This is a genomic window from Salinicola sp. MH3R3-1 (assembly GCF_001937155.1).
Lineage (GTDB): Bacteria > Pseudomonadota > Gammaproteobacteria > Pseudomonadales > Halomonadaceae > Salinicola > Salinicola halophyticus.
On sequence record NZ_MSDP01000040.1, the window covers coordinates 30,513 to 50,962 of the forward strand.

Below are 20,450 nucleotides of genomic sequence, written 5' to 3' on the forward strand. Positions count from 1 at the left end.
TTCCTGCGTTGGAGCTGTCTTCGCTATGTTCATAGTTCGTGGATCAACGTTCACGGATTAGGTGGCAGAAGCAGAAATAGGTGAGCTATTCGAGATGCTGTTACCCTTTTGGTCTCGAACCTTTGACCGCGGTCGAACATTTTCCCTTATAAGGTGGCGTTGACTGTCATGTCGTTTCCCTACGTAGCCGGATTCGCGATTCTCGCCCTTGTGATCATCGCCGCGCTCTCGATCTATGCTTGGCGGCTGTGGAGCGAGGTCAAGCGCCGGCGAGCGCTTCGAGTCGCTGAAATCGATCGTGCCAATCAGAACTGCATCGACAGTCTGGACGCGTTGTCGCAAGCGATGACGGAGCGTCAGGTGGATTTGGTGGAAGGGGCGTTACGGTGCAAGGTACTGCTCGATATCATCGATAATCGCCTCGTCGACCGTGAAGCCTGGCGGGTGCTCGCTGAAGTGCAAGCCGAAGCCGAACATTTGCATACCCATCAGGCCCGCCGCGAGCTGTCTCCGCGTGAACGCCATCGCGAGGATCGCCAGCGAGAAGAAATGGCTCAGCGCCACGAGCATCGGCTGAATCTCGCAGCGACCGAGCTTCGGCAATTTTGTCGAGAGTGGAAAGGACGCAGCGGGTCTGCCGTTATTCGTTGAAAATCGCTTCCGGCATCCGAGAAGAATGGGTTCATGGATCTGGGTGGCAGGAGCTATCTCGCCACGGGAATGCGGGTTTCAAAATGCGGAGGCATAAAGAAAAAGTGCAAAGTTTTCGCTAATCCGCTTTGCCAATCTGGGAAATGGTGCTAAAACAGAACAGTGTTTCCCGACACCGGTTTGTATCTCGGGTTGGAATCGATAATGCTGTTGCGGAGCTGCAAAGGAAAGAGGCAAGGGGCATTGACCGCCGTTCATAGCGGTGTTGATGACGCCAGCCAAAGTTTTCTTTGTTATCAGGAGGGAGGGACCCCTTCCTCTTGGCGAATTCGGCTTCTATACTCGAAGCCGCTGGGTAACGCCCGTTACGACTAGCGCTGTGTTAAGAAGGAGTCTTACATGAAAAAATCAACGACTGGCTTGCTACTAGGTTCTGCTCTGGTAGTCGGTCTTTCTGGTTGTGCCAGTTCCGGTATGGAATCTACTGGTAGCTCGTCCGACCAAGCTTGGTATCAGTCCCCGTTCGTCTGCGGTATCGCCGGCGGTTTGATCGGTGGCGGTGTCGGTTACGCAACTAGCGGCAGCTCCGATGAAGATACTGGTGCTGCGATTGGCGGCGTTGCTGGTGCAACTGCCGGTGCTCTGCTGTGTGCCGATTACTCTTCGGACGTCATGGACAGCGACGGCGACGGCGTGCCGGACGATCGTGACCAGTGCCCGAACACACCGGCTGGCGTAGCGGTTGACGCTGTTGGCTGCCCGCTCGACACCGATGGTGACGGCGTGCCGGATTACATGGACGAATGTCCGGGAACCCCGGCTGGCGTTGAAGTCAACGCTCAGGGCTGCCCGCTGGACTCCGATGGTGACGGCGTGCCGGACTATCAGGACCAGTGCCCTAACACCCCGGCCGGTGCCGAAGTCAACTCCTTGGGTTGTGAAGAAGATGTCGTCCTTCGCGACGTCAACTTCGAGTTCGACTCCGCCAAGCTGACTTCCAGCGCAGAATCCATTCTGGATGGCGTTTCCGACAAGCTGATGACCAACGACAAGCTGCGCATCCGCGTTGAAGGCTACACTGACTCCGTCGGTTCAGCAGCCTACAACAAGGATCTGTCACAGCGTCGTGCGGACTCCGTGAAATCCTACCTGGTTAACAAAGGATTCTCCGGCGACAACATCAAGACCACTGGTCATGGTGAAGAGCAGCCGATCGCCAGCAACAACACTGCTGAAGGTCGTGCTCAGAACCGTCGCGTCGAACTGGGTGAGTGGAAGTAAGCTTTCCACTACACGTAGTTGATGTGATGATGAGGGCGCCTTCGGGCGCCCTTATTATTGGGCAAAAGAAAACTGGTTTGGCAAGAGAAAATAGTGCTGGAAATCGGCGTCTTTGCCAGCGATGGCGAAGGCGTTTTCTCGTTGCTAATCTACGTTTTCGCGATTACTGCCATATCACGCGAAACGGCATCTTTCGAGCAACAGTGGGTTCGCCCGTATGCGAACCGGTGACAAGTGGTGCTTCTGCTTCATAAACGAGTTCATGTGATCCTTGGTGTGGACCACCACTGAACGTAAGGAATGTTTCATGCCTATTGTGACACTGCCTGACGGCAGTCAGAGAACTTTCGAAGAACCCGTGACGGTCATGCAGTTGGCCGAGTCCATCGGTCCTGGTCTTGCCAAGGCGTGTATTGCCGGCAAGATCGACGGGGTTGAAGTCGATGCTGCCGATATCATCGATCGCGATGCCGAAGTGGCTATCCTGACCGCCAGAGACGACGAAGGCGTGGCGATCATTCGCCACTCCTGTGCGCACCTGCTGGGGCACGCCATCAAACAGCTGTACCCGGGCGCCAAGATGGCGATTGGCCCGGTGATCGACGATGGTTTCTACTACGACATCGACTTCGAAACCTCTCTCTCCTCCGAGGATCTGGAAGCAATCGAGGCGCGGATGAAGTCGCTGATCGATCAGGAGTACGAGGTCGTTCGGGAGTACGTGGGTCGATCGCAAGCGTTGGCTACCTTCGCGTCAAGAAACGAGCCTTACAAGCAGGAAATCGTCGAGAGTATCCCTGAAGGCGAGACGATTCGTCTCTATCACCACCAGGAATATATCGACATGTGTCGCGGCCCACACGTGCCGAACACGCGCCACCTGAAAGCCTTCAAGCTGACCAAGCTGGCAGGCGCCTACTGGCGTGGAGATGCCTCGAAGCCGATGCTGACCCGGATTTACGGCACGGCCTGGGGCGACAAGAAGGCACTGAAAGCCTACTTGCTGCGCCTCGAAGAAGCGGAAAAACGCGACCATCGCAAGCTGGCTCGTCGCTTCGATTTCTTCCATATGCAGGAAGAGGCCCCGGGGATGGTGTTCTGGCACCCTCGCGGGTGGACTCTCTGGCAGGCTGTCGAGCAGTACATGCGTGGCGTCTACAAGCGTAGTGGCTACCAAGAAATAAAATGTCCCCAGATCATGGACGTGTCGCTATGGAAGAAATCCGGACACTGGGACAATTACGCCGACAACATGTTCTTCACCGAATCGGAAAAGCGTGAATACGCGCTCAAGCCGATGAACTGTCCGGGCCATGTCCAGGTCTTCAATTCCGGTCTGCGAAGCTACCGCGAGCTGCCGATTCGTTACGGCGAGTTCGGCGGCTGCCATCGAAACGAGCCTTCGGGCGCATTACACGGTATCATGCGCGTTCGGGCCTTCACGCAGGATGATGGTCATGTTTTCTGTACCGAGAGCCAGATCGAGCCCGAAGTCACGGCGTTTCATCGTCAGGCGCTGAAGGTCTACGGCGATTTCGGATTCGAGGACATCGCCGTCAAGATCGCCCTCCGGCCGGAAAAGCGTCTCGGAAGCGATGAAACGTGGGACCGTGCCGAAGAGGCGTTGCGGGCCGCCTTGGGCAACTGCGACGTCGAGTGGCAGGAACTGCCCGGCGAAGGCGCGTTCTACGGCCCGAAGATCGAGTATCACATGAAAGACTGCCTCGGTCGCGAGTGGCAGGTCGGTACCATGCAGGTCGACTTCATGATGCCCAGTCGTCTGGGCGCGCAGTACGTCGCCGAGGACGGTTCTCGTCAGGTGCCGGTCATGCTGCACCGGGCGATCGTCGGCTCGATGGAGCGGTTCATCGGTATTTTGATCGAGCATTACGCGGGGGCCTTGCCTTTGTGGCTCTCCCCGGTCCAGGCTGTCGTGCTCAATATCACGGATGCACAGCGTGATTATGCCGAAAATCTTGCCAAACGCTTGCGTGAAGCCGGTTTTCGGGTCGAGTCGGACTTGAGGAATGAGAAGATCGGCTTTAAAATCCGCGAGCATACGCTGCAGAAGATTCCTTATCTGCTGGTTGTTGGTGATAAGGAAGTCGAATCGGGTGCCGTTGCATTACGTACCCGGTCCGGTGAGGATTTAGGATCTGTGACTGTCGATGCGCTGCTAGCGCAGCTTCAGCAGGCCAATCAGCCGGAGCAGCAACGTTAATCGCCAAATGGAGATCTAACGATCAAGCGTAATAATCAGCGCGGGCGCCCTCAGGAAAAGCGCGCGCCCATTAATGACCGTATTCATGCAGACGAAGTTCGCCTGATCGACGCCGAGGGCGAGCAGCTGGGAGTCGTTCCCATGCAGGAGGCTCTTCAGCGCGCCGAGGAAGCCGGAATGGATCTCGTCCAGATTTCCAATGCCGATCCTATCGTCTGTAAGATCATGGATTACGGCAAGTTCCTCTTCGAGCAGAAGAAGCAGAAGTCGGCTCAGAAGAAGAAGACCAAACAGATCCAGGTCAAGGAAGTCAAATTCCGTCCTGGTACGGACGAGGGTGACTATCAGGTGAAGCTCAAGAACCTGATACGTTTCCTCGAAGGTGGCGACAAGGGTAAGGTCACGCTGCGTTTCCGCGGTCGCGAAATGGCACACCAGGACATCGGTCGTCGACTGATGGAACGGATTGCCGCCGACCTGGAAGAGCTGGCCGCTGTCGAATCCTTCCCTAAGATGGAAGGCCGACAGATGATCATGATTCTTGCGCCCAAGAAGAAGTGATCCGCGGGCAAGTCGAACGGGAGACGGCGAGCGAATGGCGCCCGCCGTTTCCGGCCTCGGGTTTTCTAAAAAAAGCGGAGTGGAGTTTTTCCCATGCCGAAAATCAAGAGTAACAGTGGCGCTGCTAAGCGCTTCAAGAAGACTGGTAACGGCTTCAAGCACAAACAGTCTTTTCGTAGTCACATCCTGACCAAGAAGTCCACCAAGCGTAAGCGTCAGCTGCGTGGCATGAAGCAGGTACACGCTGCCGACAAGCAGCTCGTAACTCGCATGCTGCCCAATCTGTAACACTTGGTAGTCAGTCTTTAACGTCAGGAGAAAACTATGTCTCGCGTCAAGCGTGGTGTCGTCGCACGTCGTCGTCACAAGAAGATCATGAAGCAGGCCAAGGGTTACTATGGAGCGCGTTCGCGTGTCTTCCGCGTAGCCAAACAGGCCGTCATCAAAGCCGGTCAGTATGCGTATCGCGACCGCCGCCAACGGAAACGCCAGTTCCGCGCTCTGTGGATCACGCGTATCAATGCGGCGGCCCGCATTAATGGCATGTCCTACAGCCGTTTCGTGGCAGGTCTGAAGAAGGCCGGCATCGAAATCGACCGTAAGGTGCTGGCTGATTTGGCCGTTCACGAGAAAGCGACCTTTACGGCGCTTGTCGAGAAAGCCAAAGCTGCATAAGCGAGTCAAGTTCACCTTACGGGGTGACGAGTCGCATGACCGATCCAGGGGAAGAGCAGCTGCTCTTCCCCTGTTTTTTTAGCGTAGGTTTTATATCGTATCGCCGCGTCGTTCGTGACCGACGGCGCTGCGCCATGAATCACAAGCGGAGCTCGACGGATGGATCATCTTCCTGCCCTGGTCAACGAGGCGAGAGCGGCCATTGCCGCCGCTGAAGACGCCCAGGTACTCGATCAGGTGCGTGTTCGCTTTCTGGGCAAGAAAGGCGAGATTACAGCGCTACTCAAAGGGCTAGGGCAGCTGTCTGCGGAGGAGCGCCCTGCCGCCGGGGAACGGATCAACGAGGCCAAACAGGCCCTGCAGCGTGAGCTCGAACAGCGCAGGCAGATCATCGAGCAAGCCGCGATGCAGAGTCGGCTCGAGGCCGAGCGCATCGATGTGACCCTACCGGGGCGAGGCCAGGTCAACGGTGGCCTGCATCCCGTGACGCGGACGCTGGAGCGGATCGAGTCGCTGTTTCAGCACATCGGTTTCGAGGTCGCCGTCGGGCCGGAAATCGAGGATGATTTTCACAATTTCGAAGCGCTCAATATTCCCGCGCATCACCCGGCCCGCGGGATGGCGGATACCTTTTACTTCGATGCCACGCGGCTGCTGCGCACCCATACCTCGCCCGTGCAGGTGCGCACCATGCAGTCCCAGGAACCGCCGATTCGTATCGTCTGTCCCGGGCGCGTCTATCGCAGCGATTCCGATCTGACTCACACGCCGATGTTTCATCAGGTGGAGGGTCTGCTGGTCGATGAAGGGGTCAGCTTCGCCGATCTCAAGGGCACCATTGCGGATTTCCTGCAGGCGTTTTTCGAGCGCGACGATCTGAATGTGCGCTTCCGGCCCTCCTATTTCCCTTTCACCGAACCCTCTGCCGAGGTCGATATCCAGTGCGTGATGTGCCAGGGCAACGGCTGCCGAGTGTGCTCGCACAGTGGCTGGCTGGAAGTGATGGGCTGCGGCATGGTTCATCCTGAGGTATTTCGACATTCGGGGATCGATGCCGAACGTTATACCGGCTTCGCTTTCGGCATGGGGGCGGAGCGGCTGGCGATGCTGCGCTATGGCGTCAACGACCTGCGCCTGTTCTTCGATAACGATCTGCGTTTTCTGAGTCAGTTCAACTGATGTCCTCGCCCAGTCAAGGAGTATCCCGATGAAGTTTTCCGAAGCGTGGCTGCGCGAGTGGGTGTCACCGGCTCTCGACACCCAGGCGCTGGCCGATGCCATCACCATGGCGGGCCTGGAAGTCGACGCGGTCGAGCCCGTTGGTGCCATCTTCGAGGGCGTGGTCGTGGCAACGGTCATCGCCAAGGCGCCGCATCCCGACGCCGACAAGCTCAATGTCTGTCAGGTGGATGATGGATCCGGCGAGCCGGTGCAGGTGGTCTGCGGCGCGCCCAACGTCGACACCGGTCAGAAAGTCCCGTTCGCGCGGGTCGGCGCGGTGCTGCCCGACAATTTCAAGATCAAGCAAGCCAAGCTCCGCGGCGTCGAATCCCGAGGCATGATCTGCTCGGCCTCCGAACTCGGTCTGGAAGAAGGGCGCTCCGAGGGTATCTACGTACTGCCGGCGGATGCGCCTGTCGGGAAAGACTTCCGGGCCTGGCTACAACTGGATGATCACACCATCGAGGTCGATCTGACGCCCAACCGCGGGGATTGCCTCAGCCTGCGTGGCATGGCGCGTGAGGTCGGTTGCGTGACGGGGACCAAGGTGAACGAGCCGGGCATCGCGACGGTCGTGGCCCGCAACAACGCGCAGTTTCCGGTCGTCGTGAGCGATGGAGAACGTTGCCCGCGCTATCTGGGCCGGGTCATTCGCGACGTGGACATCACGGCGAGTACGCCGCTGTGGATGTGCGAGCGTCTCCGCCGTAGCGGTATTCGCAGTATCGATCCGGCAGTCGATGTCACCAACTACGTCATGCTCGAGCTGGGACAGCCGATGCACGCTTTCGATCTCGATGCCCTGAACGGCGGGATCGAGGTTCGTCGGGCGCGATCGGACGAGCGGCTGACGCTGCTGGACGGACAGGAGGTGGTGCTGGACGGGGACACTCTCGTCATCGCCGACCATGATCGTGCGCTGGCGATCGCCGGGGTGATGGGGGGTGAGGCAACCGGAGTCAGTGGCGAAACGCGCAACCTGTTTCTGGAAGCCGCCTACTTTTCACCGCTCGCCGTCGCTGGCAAGGCACGCGAGTTCGGGTTGCACACGGACGCGTCGCACCGCTTCGAGCGCGGCGTGGACCCGGATATCACGCGCCCTGCAATGGAGCGCGCCACCGAGCTGCTGACCGCCATCGTCGGCGGTTCGCCGGGCCCGATCACCGAAGTCAGGCAGCCGGCACATCTTCCTCGTCGTCCGGATGTCGAGCTGCGTCGAGAGCGACTATCGGCCTGTCTCGGAATTCGTCTGCCCGATGAAGACATCCAGCGGATTTTCCGATCCCTGGGGATGACGAGTTCTGCGCCGGGGCAAAGCTGGCACGTCCAGATTCCGAGCTGGCGTTTCGATATTTCGGTCGAAGAAGACCTGATCGAGGAAATCGCGCGTATCCATGGCTATAACCGGTTGCCGGTGCGCCGGCCTCAGGCGCGGCTGAGCCTGACACCGGACGACGAGGCGTCCCAGCCGCTTCGCCGTCTGCGCCGCCATATGGTCTCGCGCGGCTATCAGGAAGCGGTGACCTACAGTTTCGTGTCGCCGGAGCTGCAGGCGTTGATCACGCCGGGCGCACTGTCTCCGACGCTGGCCAACCCGATTTCCAGCGACATGTCGGTCATGCGACATAGCCTCTTTCCGGGGTTGATCAAGGCACTGATACACAACCTCAATCGTCAGCAGCAGCGCGTGCGACTGTTCGAGACCGGGTTGGTCTTCCAGGGCGAGCTGGACGCGCTGGTGCAGACCTCGATGTTCGGCGGCCTGATCTGCGGTTCGCGGGAAGTGGAAGGCTGGTTTTCTTCCCGCGACGGTGTCGATTTCTTCGATCTCAAGGGCGATCTCGAGAGCCTGATCGCGCTGAGCGGCGAGGCAGATGCGTGGAGCTTCATCGAGGAAACGCATCCTGCCCTCCATCCGGGGCGGTCGGCACGCCTTTATCGCCAGGGTAAAGCCGTGGGCTGGCTTGGGGCACTGCACCCGGCCGTTCGCGCGGAGCTCGGTATCAAACCCGAAGTCTATCTGTTCGAAGTGGAGCAGGAGGCATTGACCCGCGGCGTGATTCCGCGCTTCACACCGCTGTCGCGATTCCCGGAAGTGCGTCGGGATCTGGCCTTCGTGGTCAGCGATGACGTGGGCGTCGCGCCACTGCTGGACGCCATCCGCGCCCGGGCAGGAGAATGGCTCACGCAGTGGCAGTTGTTCGATGTCTACCAGGGAAAAGGGGTCGAGGAGGGCTTCAAGAGCATTGCCCTGGGCTTGACCTGGCAGCATCCTTCGCGCACTCTCAATGACGAGGAAATCAATCAGTTAATCGCAGGCGTGGTCGAAGTGGCACAAACTCGTTTCGGGGCCACACTGCGAAGTTGATCCGTCATCCTGCGCGAAGGGAGCGATCATGGGAGCGCTGACGAAAGCTGAGCTTGCGGAGCATCTTCACACCGAACTCGGTTTCTCCAAACGGGAAGCCAAGTACATGGTGGAAACGTTCTTCGAAGAGATTCGCGGCTGTCTGCGCGAGAACGAACAGGTGAAACTATCCGGTTTCGGTAATTTCGACCTGCGCGACAAGCGGGAACGGCCCGGGCGCAATCCCAAGACCGGCGAGGAGATTCCGATCTCCGCCAGACGGGTCGTGACTTTTCGGCCCGGGCAGAAGCTCAAGGCCAAGGTCGAGAGTTTCGACGGCGAGTTGCAGGAAGACTGAGCCGTTCTCGTGATCGCCATGACAGCCCGCCAGCGATTCGCTGGCGGGCTGTCATGCTTTGGACTTTGCCCCGTGAGCCCGCATGAGGTCTATGCTAAGCTCCCGCGCAAATCAATTGCTGACAGAGTGTTATGCCCAAGCTAAAGATTATCGTCGGTACCGTCTACGGGGGGGCGCTCGACGTGGCGGAACAGGTTTCCCCGGTGTTCGAACAGGCGGGTTACGACGTTGTCATCATCGAGCAGCCGTCGGTGAACGACCTGATCGACGAGCCGCCGGATCTGGCCCTGTTTTGCGTGTCGACCACCGGGAGCGGTGATTTCCCGGGCGACTTCGTGCCGTTCGTTCGTCAACTCAAGTCCCAGCCGCCCAGCCTCGCATCGCTTCGCTACGGTTTGATCGCGCTCGGCGACAGCTCGTATGGGGATACGTTCTGCGGTTCCGGCCGGGCGCTGGACGAGATTCTGGCGGATCTGGGCGCGCAGCGTCTGGGGGAGCGGCTCGAGATCGACGCCATGGAAACTTTCATGGCGGACGACGCCGCACTCCCGTGGGTCGAATCATGGATCGAATCCCAGGGGCTGAGGACGTGAATGAGTCGCGCGGGCCTTCGCGCATGCCTTTGACCCGAACGCTGACCGCCACGCGCTGGAGCACGCTGCTGGGTCTGGGTTTGGTCATGCTGCTGTCACTGCCGCGCTACTGGTTCCTGCACGACACTCCCCGGCTGACGCTTCTGCTGATTCTGGCGGCCGCAATCGTTGTCGCGCTGATCGGATTCTGGCGGGTAATGGGGCCGGAGGCGCGCAGTCGTTGCCCTGGAGCGATCAAACATCTCGCTACCTGTCTGCTGGGCGGGATAGTGCTGATAATGGTCTGGCGCTGGTTCGATACGGCCGCCGATCATTGGGCGGTCGTCTTGTCCCAAGGCGCAGCGCTGGGTTTGCTGCTGCACGTGGTGGCTCGGATCTGGCGTCGTCGCTGAAGCCGTTATTGCTCACTCGGCGAGGCGGGATCTGGAATTGAGAGTCGTCGAGCAGATAGCATTTGCGGCGTCACTCAGATTGCCATCAATGGGACATGAAAACGAAGACGGCGGGCCCTATGAAGGGCCCGCCGTCTTCGTTTCGCTATTTCTTTGTCTCTTTGCGCAGGGCCTTCGTGCTCTGCGATCAAGCGCCGTCAGCGCCAACGGCCCAGTCGGCCCGCGGTACGACGTCAGCCAAGGGTGTAGCAGGGAACGTACTCGCTGCCCGGTAGTTTCATCCGGCCCTGGGCCACGAATGAGGTCAGCAGTGTATCCAGCCTAGTCATCAACTCAGGCTCCGCATGCAACCGGAAGGGGCCGCGAGCCGCGATGGCGCGCAAGCCGGGTTCCTTGACGTTGCCAGCGACGATGCCCGAGAAGGCCCGTCGGAGATTGGCGGCGAGCTCATGATTGGGCTGGTCGTGATGTAACGCCAGCGCGGACATCGCCTCGTGCGTCGGTTCGAAGGGCTGCTGGAAACCGGCGGCGATGTTGAGACGCCAGTTGAAGTAGAACGCGTCATTCTTTTCGCGCCGAAACTCCGCCACTTCCTGGATGCCGTCGCGCATCAGGCGCGCAACGCTGACCGGATCGTCGACCACGATGCGATAGTGGCGGCGAACTTCCTCGCCCAGCGTATAGCGCAGGAACTCGTCGATGCGCTGGAAATAGTCGTGGGCGCTCTCCGGGCCGGTGAAGATGACCGGAAAGGGGATATCCCGGTTGTCCGGGTGCATCAGAATGCCGAGCAGATAGAGGATCTCTTCCGCTGTCCCCACGCCGCCGGGAAACACCACGATACCATGGCCGATCCGCACGAACGCCTCCAGGCGCTTCTCGATGTCCGGCATGATGACCAGTTCGTTGACGATCGGATTGGGGGATTCGGCGGCGATGATGCCCGGCTCGGAAATCCCCAGATATCGATTGCCCTTGCGCCGCTGCTTGGCGTGGGCGAGGTTGGCGCCTTTCATTGGGCCTTTCATGGCGCCGGGACCGCACCCGGTGCAGATATCCAGCCCGCGCAGCCCCATGTGATAACCCACCGCCTTGGTGTAGTCATACTCTTCGCGGGTGATCGAATGGCCGCCCCAGCACACCACCAGGCTCGGCTCCTGTGAGGTGCGCAGCGTGCTGGCGTTGCGAAGGATATGGAATACCGCGTTGGTGGCGCCTTCGTTGGTCCGCAGATCGAACCTGGGGTTGTTCTGGATCTCGTTGTAGACATAGACGATGTCGCGCAGCACCGCGGACAGCTGTTCGCGTACGCCACGAATCATGTGTCCATCGACGAACGCGCAGGCCGGAGCGTTGGAAAGCTTGAGCCGGATGCCGCGATCCTGTTGCAGGACTTCGATATCGAAATCCTTGTACGCTTCCATGACCGCCAGGCCATCGTCGGTCGGGGTGTCGCAATTGAGAACGGCCAGCGCACAGCGCCTGACCAGATCGTGAAGACCGCTCGTCGACGTATCTCTCAGCCGGTTGACTTCGGACTGGGACAGGACCTCGAGACTCCCCTCGGGGGAGACGATGGTTGATAGCGTCTCAGGCATGGACGGCATCCTTGTGGCAATGAAATCGGTAAATTAGTGCGCGGCACGTGCGGCGGCGGTCTGCCAGAGCGCGGCAATCTGCTCGCGGTCGGCTTCGCTCATGTTGTCCTGGGCGAAGGTGCTTTCCAGCCACTGCCAGTAGGTCGCGTCGAAGTCGTCGGCGTCGACCTCGGCGGGATCGTATTCGGCCAGTTCCTGAACCAGACCGATTTGCGGAATCATGTAACCGAGGGCGAAAAGTTCGCCGTCATCGGCATTCTCTTCCATCACGAGTAGCGTTTGCTGCACGGCCTTGGCGCGCTGCGCGAAGGGATCAGACATAGCGTTCTTCAATCCTGGGTGAAAGTGGGTCGATTCTAACATGGGCGTTCGCTCACCGCCGAGCCGGGCGGAGACCGGCACAATGGGTGAAGGGCGTCCCCGGGGCGCGTAGGACCTGACGCGTAGGACCTGACGCGTAGGGCTTGAACAGGCAGGCGTTTTTCACCTCGGCCCTGCGTCGTTAACGCCCGTCCCCAGGCTCGTCGCCAGAGTGAGCGATGACAGCGCTCGACGCTGATTGGCCGACGATTTGTCCGCGCCTTTCTCGCGCGGACAATGCCACGATCTCCATAATCTGCTATGATTTGAACGCCCGTGGGCGACAACGAGACGTTATCGAAGTGCGACAGACAGCTCAGGCCATTTCGAGACGTTTTATCAGCCGTACAGTGTGAGTGATCCGCGCTTCCATGTTCAACGCTCAGTATTTTCGTACTTACATGATGCTCGTCGAAACGGGGAGCTTCACCCAGACTGCGGGTAAGCTCGACATGACCCAGCCCGGCGTCAGTCAGCACGTGCGCAAGCTGGAAGAGTATCTCGGACGATCTCTGCTGAATCGCCATGGTCGGCGCTTTTCACTGACGGATGCCGGTCGCCGCACCTATGACTACGCGGTCAAGCTGTTTGCCGAGCACGAACATTTTCGCCATTCGCTGGATGACGATTCGCCGGACAGCGGCGAGTGCCGTATCGCATCACCCGGTAGCGTGGGATTGATGTTCTACCCCTTCCTGCTGGGCTATCAGCAGATGCACCCGGGGCTGACGGTCAACTACAGCTTCGCCTTCGATCATGAGATCGCTCAGGACGTGGTAGCCGGTCGCTATGATATCGGTATCGTCACCGAGATCGGCAAGCAGACCGATCTCAATTTCGAAGCCTGGCATCAGGAGCCGCTTTGCCTGGTCGTGCCGGCCGATTTCACCGGAACCACGCTGAGCGAGCTGGTGGCGTTGGGATTCCTCAACTATAACGACGGCAATGCCAACGCGGGCCTGCTGCTGCGGAGCAACTTCGGCAGCGAATTTCGCAGCATGAGCCATTTCCCGCGGCAGGGGTTCACCAACGAAGTGGGACAGGTTCTGGATGCGGTGGCCCGAGGGCTGGGGTTCACGGTAGTGTCTCGCCCGGTTCTGGAAACCTCACCCTGGCAGCGTCAGGTCAAGGAGATGCCGCTGGCGCAACCGGTCTACGAAACACTGCACCTGGTGTCGCGCAAGGATGTGGAGCTGCCCAAGCGCTACCGCCAACTGCTGTCATCTTTCCGTCAGCAGCGTCTCAATGCCCTCTACGGCTATAGCGAACTACCCACGCTGGAAAAGAGCTGACGTTCAGGTCTTCGATTGTCGCTGTTCGCTCCGTCGGCAATAACGATACCGTGGCTCATCATGTCAGTCAGGAAGCGAAAAGCGGCCGCTCAATGAGCGGCCGTTGTCGTTTCTATCAGTCCACCAGGGCTGATATTCCACCAAGACTTAGTATTCCACCAAGCCTCATGAGGCATCCCGATAGGCATCGATTGGCGGACAGCTGCAGATCAGATTCCGATCGCCGAATACGTTATCGACGCGGTTGACCGCCGGCCAGTACTTGGCCTCCCGCACGGCCTGGGTCGGAAAGGCGGCCCGTTCGCGAGAGTAGGGGCGATCCCACTCTTCTTCGGTCACGTCCGCCATGGTATGCGGCGCCAGCACCAGCGGATTGGCATCTTTCGGCCAGTCGCCGGCTTCCACGCGTGCGATCTCCTCGCGTATCGCGATCATGGCATCGCAGAATCGATCGATCTCATAGCGGGATTCGGACTCCGTGGGCTCGACCATCAGCGTGCCGGCCACCGGGAACGACATGGTGGGCGCGTGGAATCCGTAGTCCATCAGACGTTTGGCGATATCTTCCTCGCTGATGCCGGAGGCCGCCTTGAGCGGGCGCACGTCGAGAATGCACTCGTGGGCCACCGTCCCGTTGGCACCCTGATACAGCACCGGATAATGCGTTTCCAGCCGCTTGGCGATGTAGTTGGCATTGAGAATCGCCAGCTCGGTGGCTTCGCGCAGCCCGCGAGCGCCCATCATCTTGATGTAGGCCCAGGAGATCGGCAGGATCGAAGCGCTGCCGAAGGCGGCCGCCGATACCGCGCCGGAATCCTTGGCGATGCCTTCCTGCGGTGTCATCACGTGATTGGGCAGGTGAGCGGCGAGATGTGCCTTGACGCCGATCGGGCCCATGCCCGGGCCACCGCCACCGTGCGGAATGCAGAACGTCTTGTGCAGATTGAGGTGCGAGACGTCGCCGCCGTAATCGCCGGGTCGGCAGAGGCCGACCTGGGCGTTCATGTTGGCACCGTCGATATAGACCTGACCGCCGTTGTCATGAACGATCTGACAGGCCTGGCGGATGTTTTCCTCGAAAACTCCGTGAGTCGAGGGATACGTCAGCATGATCGCCGAAAGCTTGTCACGGTGCTGGGTCGCCTTGGCCTCGAGATCGGCCATGTCGATATTGCCGTCACGATCGCATTCGACCACCACGACTTTCATCTGCGCCATCGCCGCGGACGCCGGGTTGGTGCCGTGAGCCGAGCTCGGAATCAGGCAGATGTCACGCTCCCCCTGATCCACCGCGGCCTGATAGCGACGAATGGCGACGAGACCCGCGTACTCACCCTGGGCGCCGGAATTCGGCTGCATCGAAATGCTGTCGTAGCCGGTGATCTCGATCAGAAAATCGCTGAGCTCGGTGATCATCTGGCGATAGCCACTCACCTGTTCGCTAGGCGCAAAGGGGTGGATGTTGGCGAACTCCGGCCAGGTGATGGGAATCATCTCGCTGGTGGCGTTGAGTTTCATGGTGCACGAGCCCAGCGGGATCATCGCGTGAGTGAGCGATAGATCGCGATTCTCGAGGCGCTTGAGGTAGCGCAGCATTTCCGTCTCGCTGCGGAAGCGCTGAAAGTTGGGATGCTGCAGGAAGTCGCTGTCACGACGATAGGCGGCGGGAATGCCGGTGGAGCCCTGATCGACGGCCTGGCGATCGAGTTCGCTCACCGATAGGCCGTGCTCCTCACCGATCAGCACGTCGAAGAGCTCCGCCAGATCGGCGGCGGTCGTGGTCTCGTTGAGACTCACGCCGACCTCGCCATCGGCGGGATAGCGAAGGTTAATCTCGCGGGTCAGCGCGCGTCCCTGAATCCGGTGGCTGTCGACTCCTGTCAGCGTCAGGGTGTCGAACCAGCTGTCGTGCTTGAGTGCGATGCCGTGCTGCTTGAGGCCAGCTGCCAGCAGCGTGGTCAGCCGGTGAATGCGACCGGCGATGGTCTGCAGGCCTTCGGCGCCGTGATAGACGGCGTAGAAGCCGGCGATATTGGCCAGCAGCGCCTGGGCGGTACAGATGTTGGAGGTCGCCTTCTCGCGGCGGATATGCTGCTCGCGAGTCTGCATCGCCATGCGCAGCGCCGGACGGCCGCGGCTATCCTTGGACACGCCGATGACGCGCCCCGGCAGCGAGCGCTTGAGGGCCTCGCTGGTCGCGAAAAATGCTGCGTGAGGGCCACCGTAACCCATCGGCACGCCAAAACGCTGGGAGTTGCCCAGGACGATATCGACGCCCATGGCGCCGGGTTCCTTGAGCATGATCAGGCTCATCAGGTCGGCCGCCACGCAGGTCATGATCTGGCGCGAGCGCGCCGTGGCCACCAGATTCTCGAGATCGCCGATGTCGCCATCGACGCCGGGGTATTGCAGCAGAGCGCCGAACACCTCTTCGTCGGCCAGTCGAGCCGCGGGTGCGACTACCAGCTCGAATCCTAGGTAGGCAGCACGGGTGCGCAGCACGTCCAGGGTCTGCGGGAGTACGTCATCGGCAACGAAGAAGCGCTGACTTTTCTGTTTCTTGTTCGAACGCCGGCACAGCGCCATGGCCTCGGCCGCCGCTGTCGCTTCGTCCAATAGCGAGGCATTGGCGATCGCCATGCCGGTTAGATCCATCACCATCTGCTGAAAATTGAGCAGACCCTCTAGCCGACCCTGGGCGATTTCCGGCTGATAGGGCGTGTAGGCGGTGTACCAGCCCGGGTTTTCCAGCACGTTGCGCTGAATTACCGCCGGCAGATGGGTGGGGTAATATCCCTGGCCGATATAGCTCTTGAACACCTTGTTCTGCCGCGCCAGGCCGCGCAGATAGTCCAGCGATTCCGACTCGCCCCGCGGGCCATCCAGCGCCAGTTCGCCCTCGAGACGAATTCCCTTGGGAATGGTTCGGTCGATCAGTGTCGCCATCGAGGTCATGTCGAGCGCCTTGAGCATCTCGGCGACATCGTGGCGGGTAGGGCCATTGTGACGCTGAAGAAAATCGGCGTGATTGGCCAGTTCGGTCAGGGGGCGAGTCTCGGTGGGCATAGTCTATCCGGCGAGGTTGGCAAGAGATTGCTGGGAAAGCGAGACGGACCGTTCGGTGATGGAAACACCGAACGGCCGGATCGGCGGGCGAGAGAGGAGGGCGATCAGCTGTCGTCCTGATCTTCCTCGGCCGCAACCAGTTCTTTATAGGCTTCGGCCGACATCAGGGATTCGAGATCGCCCTGATCGGCCAGCTGCAGCTTGAGAATCCAGCCGTCGCTGTAGGGTGAGTCGTTGACCGTCTCGGGGCTGTCTTCCAGAGCCTCGTTGACTTCGACGATTTCACCCGCCAGCGGAGAGTAGAGATCTGACGCTGCCTTGACCGACTCGATAACGCCGAACTCGTCGCCAGCATCCAGCTCACGGCCGGCTTCCGGCAACTCGACGAAAACGACATCACCCAGGGCTTCCTGAGCGTGATCGGTGATGCCGACGGTCACGGTACCGTCGCCGTTGTCCAGCACCCATTCATGGCTGTCGGTGTAGAGCAGGTTGTTCGGGATTTCGCTCATGAGGTTTCCTATAAGAAACAAATTTCGATACGGGGGATTTTGGCGAGCATTATGCCTCAACACGGGATCGAATGGCATAGTCTCGCGTGCTTCCATCGCAGCTTCTCGCGAATCGCGCTTCTAGGTTGACCCCAGATCCGGAAAACGTCCAGTCCCAAGAAGACCAACAGCGGCACCAGCGCTTCTCCACGCCGTTTCCCGCGGCGCGGATGCGCATTATCGATGGATACCGGGATACTGCTCGGGAGACGACAAGACGACTCGTACCCAGTGCTCGATCCCCTGGCGGTGTTTCTTATTGGAAACAAAGGCTCTTTTCGCTATGGTGTCTTAACCTATCTAACTCGGTGACTGGACTCAGTACGTAGAGTCCAGTGCGTGGATTCCAGTACGTGGATTCCAGTACGTGGATCCCAGTACGTGGATCCCAGTACGTGGATCCCAGTACGTGGATTCAATACTTAGAATTAGACCCGGATTCAGGGCGTCAACGAGACCGGCTTCATGACCATGGACAGTGTGGCATCGAGTCAGCTTGCCAAAAGAATGCTATTGGATAATTGTGGGTGGATAGTCGAATCCTCTAATGTGGCGCCGCTTTGTATGCAACAACGTGATCGATAAGCGATAAGCGATAACTGACCAATACACAACAACGTGCCGATGGAGTTCGCCGTGGATTCATTGACTGCCGTATTTAGCGCCATCAATGGCGTGGTATGGGGCCCGCTGATGCTGATTCTGCTGTTCGGGGTCGGTATCTATCTGCAGCTGGGCCTCAGGTTGCTGCCCATCCGTAAACTGGGCTTGGGTTTCAGCCTGTTATGGCGGGGGCGCCGCAGTGAAGCCGATAGCCATGACCAGGGCGAGATATCGCCGTTCAACGCACTGATGACGGCGCTCTCGGCCACTATCGGGACCGGTAACATTGCCGGGGTGGCCACGGCGATCGCCCTGGGCGGACCGGGCGCAGTGTTTTGGATGTGGCTGACCGCCCTGGTGGGCATGGCGACCAAGTTCGCGGAAGCCGTCCTGGCGGTGCGTTATCGGGAGACCGATTCCAACGGTAACCATGTCGGTGGGCCGATGTACTACATCCGCAACGGACTGGGCAAACGCTGGGCCTGGCTGGGTGGGCTGTTCGCGTTCTTCGGTGCGATCGCCGCCTTTGGTATCGGCAATACCGTCCAAGCCAACTCGGTGGCCGACGCGTTGACCACCTCCTTCGGTGTGCCAGCGTGGCTGACCGGCGTGATCATCATGGTGCTGGCGGGCGCCGTCATACTCGGCGGCATCAAGCGGATCTCCAGTGTCGCCGGCAAACTGGTGCCGCTGATGGCGGTCGCCTATTTTGCGGCAGGTGTCGTTGTCCTGATCATCAACGCCGATCAGATCGGCGGCGCTCTGGGAACCATTTTCGAGCATGCGTTCCAGCCCATTGCCGCCAGTGGCGGTTTTGCCGGTGCCGCGGTGGCAGCGGCCATTCGTTTTGGTGTTGCGCGGGGCATCTTCTCCAACGAAGCCGGCCTGGGTAGCGCGCCGATCGCGCATGCCGCAGCGCAGACGCGCAATCCGGTTCGTCAGGGGCTCATCGCCATGCTGGGTACCTTCATCGACACCCTGGTGGTGTGCACCATGACGGCGCTGGTGATTCTGACCTCGACCCACTGGCTGGATGGCGAGAGCGGAGCGGGGCTGACCTCGCTGTCCTTCGACAGCGCCTTGCCGGGTATCGGTCAGCACATCGTGGCGATCGCGCTGTCGATATTCGCCTTTACCACGATCCTGGGCTGGTCGTTCTATGGCGAGAAATGCTTTCAGTATCTGTTCGGCGACCGGGCGATACTGCTTTACCGGATTCTGTTCGTGCTGGCGGTGCCGGTCGGCGCGATGGCCAAGCTCGACTTTATCTGGCTGGTGGCGGATACCTTCAACGCGATGATGGCCATTCCCAATCTGATCGCCCTGGCGCTGTTGTCCCCAGTCGTGTTCAAGCTGACTCGCGATCACTTCGCCGGCAAGACCGTACTGCCGGGTGAAGCGCTGGAAGACCGCGATCGAGACGCGTAACTTTCTTTTATCTGCTCTAGACGGGAGACATTGATGTCCAACACGAAACAGACGCCGCTGTTTGCGCTGCATCAGCAGCTGGGTGGCAAGATGGTGCCGTTCGCCGGCTACAGCATGCCGGTGCAATACCCGCTGGGCGTCAAGAAGGAGCACGAGCATACGCGCCGAGCTTGCGGTCTGTTCGATGTCACCCACATGGGCCAGGTAAAAGTGACGGGGCCGTCGCCCGCTGCTGCCATGGAGACTCTGGTGACCGCGGACGTCGTCGGGTTGGTGGAGGGCGGCCAGCGCTATGCGCTGTTCACCAACAGTGAGGGCGGCGTGCTGGATGATCTGATGATCGTCAATCATGGCGAATCGCTGTACGTGGTCGTCAATGCGGCGTGCAAGGATCAGGACATCGCGCTGATGCGCACCGGCCTCGGGACGGGACACGACGTCGAGGTTCTGGATCGAGGCTTGCTGGCATTGCAAGGCCCGCAAGCTCGGGATGTCATGCAGCGGCTGTGTCCGGCCGCCTGCGAACTGGTGTTCATGCAGCACGCTCGTTTCGATGTGATGGGGCATGAGATATGGGTGAGCCGTAGCGGATATACCGGAGAGGATGGTTTCGAGATATCGACGCCGTCCGAGGCGACCGAAGCATTGGCGCACTGGTTCCTGGAGCAGCCGGAGGTCGAGCCGATCGGTCTTGGCGCAAGGGATTCGTTGCGTCTGGAAGCCGGCCTGTGTCTCTACGGTCACGACATCGACACGACCACTACACCGGTAGAGGCGAGCCTCTCCTGGGCGGTGGGCAAATCGCGTCGTGTCGGCGGGGAGCGTGAAGCCGGCTTCCCGGGAGCCGACATGGTGCTCCACCAGTTGCAGGCCAAGGATCATCGCCGCCGCCGGGTGGGATTGATCGGCGAGGGCCGGGCACCGGTCAGAGAAGGGACCAAGCTGTTCGACGCCGATGATCACGAGGTCGGTCACGTTACCTCGGGCAGTTTCGGTCCCAGCGTCGGAGCACCGGTCGCGATGGCCTACGTCGTCATCGAGTCCGCCGAGAAAGGTGCAACGCTGTACGCCGATGTTCGCGGCAAGCGATTGCCGATGACCATCAGCCCGATGCCATTCGTCACAGCGAATTACTATCGCGGGTGAATGTCAGGCTCCCTGAAGCTCTATCTTTATACCGTTATCTTAAAAAGGCCTTCTCGAGAGAGAAGGCCTTTTGTTTGGCAGAACTGTTGTTTGCCAGCCATTTGGC

Annotated in this window: 18 protein-coding genes; 14 read left to right on the forward strand and 4 right to left on the reverse strand. The window is 59.9% G+C overall.

All coding sequences use genetic code 11. The features are described from left to right. Positions 1 to 168 precede the first annotated feature (168 nt). The 11 genes from BTW08_RS17540 (at position 169) to BTW08_RS17590 (ending at position 10,300) form a co-directional block, all read left to right on the forward strand. Positions 169 to 651 carry a DUF2489 domain-containing protein gene (locus BTW08_RS17540; RefSeq protein WP_075563791.1) on the forward strand — a complete coding sequence of 161 codons (483 nt, stop codon included), beginning with the start codon at positions 169 to 171 and terminating at the stop codon, positions 649 to 651. A 399-nt stretch (positions 652 to 1,050) separates the two neighbouring features. After that, positions 1,051 to 1,932, forward strand: coding sequence for an OmpA family protein (locus BTW08_RS17545; RefSeq protein ID WP_075563792.1), 882 nt, complete (start codon positions 1,051 to 1,053; stop codon positions 1,930 to 1,932). Positions 1,933 to 2,239: 307 nt separating this feature from the next. Further along, positions 2,240 to 4,153: a threonine--tRNA ligase gene (gene thrS / locus BTW08_RS17550; protein WP_075563793.1), complete on the forward strand. Its 1,914-nt coding sequence runs from the start codon at positions 2,240 to 2,242 to the stop codon at positions 4,151 to 4,153. A gap of 21 nt (positions 4,154 to 4,174) precedes the next feature. After that, complete coding sequence (gene infC / locus BTW08_RS17555; protein WP_075563794.1) at positions 4,175 to 4,714, forward strand: translation initiation factor IF-3; 540 nt, start codon at positions 4,175 to 4,177, stop codon at positions 4,712 to 4,714. Between the two features lie 93 nt (positions 4,715 to 4,807). Next, a complete protein-coding gene (rpmI, locus tag BTW08_RS17560; protein WP_071230088.1) occupies positions 4,808 to 5,002 on the forward strand; it encodes a 50S ribosomal protein L35 in 195 nt (64 codons plus the stop codon). A gap of 36 nt (positions 5,003 to 5,038) precedes the next feature. Beyond that, positions 5,039 to 5,389 carry a 50S ribosomal protein L20 gene (gene rplT, locus BTW08_RS17565; protein ID WP_075563795.1) on the forward strand — a complete coding sequence of 117 codons (351 nt, stop codon included), beginning with the start codon at positions 5,039 to 5,041 and terminating at the stop codon, positions 5,387 to 5,389. A gap of 159 nt (positions 5,390 to 5,548) precedes the next feature. Then, positions 5,549 to 6,568 (forward strand): phenylalanine--tRNA ligase subunit alpha, encoded by a 1,020-nt coding sequence (gene pheS / locus BTW08_RS17570; protein WP_075563796.1) that lies wholly within the window; start codon positions 5,549 to 5,551, stop codon positions 6,566 to 6,568. Positions 6,569 to 6,596: 28 nt separating this feature from the next. Continuing rightward, on the forward strand, positions 6,597 to 8,978 hold the full coding sequence (pheT, locus tag BTW08_RS17575) for a phenylalanine--tRNA ligase subunit beta (protein WP_075563797.1): 2,382 nt from the start codon (positions 6,597 to 6,599) through the stop codon (positions 8,976 to 8,978). 28 nt (positions 8,979 to 9,006) lie between these two features. Then, positions 9,007 to 9,315, forward strand: a complete 309-nt coding sequence (gene ihfA, locus BTW08_RS17580) for an integration host factor subunit alpha (RefSeq protein ID WP_075563798.1) — start codon at positions 9,007 to 9,009, stop codon at positions 9,313 to 9,315. A gap of 131 nt (positions 9,316 to 9,446) precedes the next feature. Then, complete coding sequence (locus BTW08_RS17585) at positions 9,447 to 9,908, forward strand: flavodoxin domain-containing protein (protein ID WP_075563799.1); 462 nt, start codon at positions 9,447 to 9,449, stop codon at positions 9,906 to 9,908. Between the two features lie 23 nt (positions 9,909 to 9,931). Beyond that, the gene (locus BTW08_RS17590; RefSeq protein WP_075563800.1) at positions 9,932 to 10,300 is read left to right on the forward strand and encodes a hypothetical protein; all 369 of its coding nucleotides are present in this window, start codon (positions 9,932 to 9,934) and stop codon (positions 10,298 to 10,300) included. A gap of 233 nt (positions 10,301 to 10,533) precedes the next feature. Here BTW08_RS17590 and ppnN read toward each other — a convergent pair whose 3' ends face one another. Beyond that, positions 10,534 to 11,898, reverse strand: coding sequence for a nucleotide 5'-monophosphate nucleosidase PpnN (gene ppnN, locus BTW08_RS17595; protein WP_075563801.1), 1,365 nt, complete (start codon positions 11,896 to 11,898; stop codon positions 10,534 to 10,536). Positions 11,899 to 11,931: 33 nt separating this feature from the next. Further along, a complete protein-coding gene (locus BTW08_RS17600) occupies positions 11,932 to 12,219 on the reverse strand; it encodes a YfcL family protein (RefSeq protein ID WP_075563802.1) in 288 nt (95 codons plus the stop codon). A gap of 410 nt (positions 12,220 to 12,629) precedes the next feature. On the opposite strand from BTW08_RS17600, the gene BTW08_RS17605 reads away from it, so the two are divergent. Continuing rightward, positions 12,630 to 13,550, forward strand: a complete 921-nt coding sequence (locus tag BTW08_RS17605; RefSeq protein ID WP_075563803.1) for a LysR family transcriptional regulator — start codon at positions 12,630 to 12,632, stop codon at positions 13,548 to 13,550. Positions 13,551 to 13,715: 165 nt separating this feature from the next. On the opposite strand, the gene gcvP is transcribed toward BTW08_RS17605, so the two are convergent. Further along, entirely contained in the window at positions 13,716 to 16,616 is a 2,901-nt protein-coding gene (gcvP, locus tag BTW08_RS17610) for an aminomethyl-transferring glycine dehydrogenase (RefSeq protein ID WP_075563804.1), read from the reverse strand. Between the two features lie 104 nt (positions 16,617 to 16,720). Next, positions 16,721 to 17,128 carry a glycine cleavage system protein GcvH gene (gene gcvH / locus BTW08_RS17615; protein ID WP_075563805.1) on the reverse strand — a complete coding sequence of 136 codons (408 nt, stop codon included), beginning with the start codon at positions 17,126 to 17,128 and terminating at the stop codon, positions 16,721 to 16,723. Between the two features lie 675 nt (positions 17,129 to 17,803). Here gcvH and BTW08_RS17620 point away from each other — a divergent pair. Beyond that, on the forward strand, positions 17,804 to 19,198 hold the full coding sequence (locus BTW08_RS17620; RefSeq protein ID WP_075563840.1) for a sodium:alanine symporter family protein: 1,395 nt from the start codon (positions 17,804 to 17,806) through the stop codon (positions 19,196 to 19,198). Positions 19,199 to 19,231: 33 nt separating this feature from the next. Continuing rightward, the gene (gcvT, locus tag BTW08_RS17625; protein WP_075563806.1) at positions 19,232 to 20,344 is read left to right on the forward strand and encodes a glycine cleavage system aminomethyltransferase GcvT; all 1,113 of its coding nucleotides are present in this window, start codon (positions 19,232 to 19,234) and stop codon (positions 20,342 to 20,344) included. Positions 20,345 to 20,450: the final 106 nt, after the last annotated feature.

Bases quoted from the DNA above. Each gene is read 5' to 3' on its own strand.
- gcvH (WP_075563805.1), bottom strand. From the start codon at position 17,128: ATGAGCGAAATCCCGAACAACCTGCTCTACACCGACAGCCATGAATGG.
- BTW08_RS17605 (WP_075563803.1), top strand. From the start codon at position 12,630: ATGTTCAACGCTCAGTATTTTCGTACTTACATGATGCTCGTCGAAACG.
- BTW08_RS17540 (WP_075563791.1), top strand. From the start codon at position 169: ATGTCGTTTCCCTACGTAGCCGGATTCGCGATTCTCGCCCTTGTGATC.
- gcvP (WP_075563804.1), bottom strand. From the start codon at position 16,616: ATGCCCACCGAGACTCGCCCCCTGACCGAACTGGCCAATCACGCCGAT.
- thrS (WP_075563793.1), top strand. From the start codon at position 2,240: ATGCCTATTGTGACACTGCCTGACGGCAGTCAGAGAACTTTCGAAGAA.
- BTW08_RS17545 (WP_075563792.1), top strand. From the start codon at position 1,051: ATGAAAAAATCAACGACTGGCTTGCTACTAGGTTCTGCTCTGGTAGTC.
- rpmI (WP_071230088.1), top strand. From the start codon at position 4,808: ATGCCGAAAATCAAGAGTAACAGTGGCGCTGCTAAGCGCTTCAAGAAG.
- gcvT (WP_075563806.1), top strand. From the start codon at position 19,232: ATGTCCAACACGAAACAGACGCCGCTGTTTGCGCTGCATCAGCAGCTG.
- ppnN (WP_075563801.1), bottom strand. From the start codon at position 11,898: ATGCCTGAGACGCTATCAACCATCGTCTCCCCCGAGGGGAGTCTCGAG.
- pheT (WP_075563797.1), top strand. From the start codon at position 6,597: ATGAAGTTTTCCGAAGCGTGGCTGCGCGAGTGGGTGTCACCGGCTCTC.
- BTW08_RS17600 (WP_075563802.1), bottom strand. From the start codon at position 12,219: ATGTCTGATCCCTTCGCGCAGCGCGCCAAGGCCGTGCAGCAAACGCTA.
- BTW08_RS17590 (WP_075563800.1), top strand. From the start codon at position 9,932: ATGCCTTTGACCCGAACGCTGACCGCCACGCGCTGGAGCACGCTGCTG.
- ihfA (WP_075563798.1), top strand. From the start codon at position 9,007: ATGGGAGCGCTGACGAAAGCTGAGCTTGCGGAGCATCTTCACACCGAA.
- BTW08_RS17585 (WP_075563799.1), top strand. From the start codon at position 9,447: ATGCCCAAGCTAAAGATTATCGTCGGTACCGTCTACGGGGGGGCGCTC.
- pheS (WP_075563796.1), top strand. From the start codon at position 5,549: ATGGATCATCTTCCTGCCCTGGTCAACGAGGCGAGAGCGGCCATTGCC.
- rplT (WP_075563795.1), top strand. From the start codon at position 5,039: ATGTCTCGCGTCAAGCGTGGTGTCGTCGCACGTCGTCGTCACAAGAAG.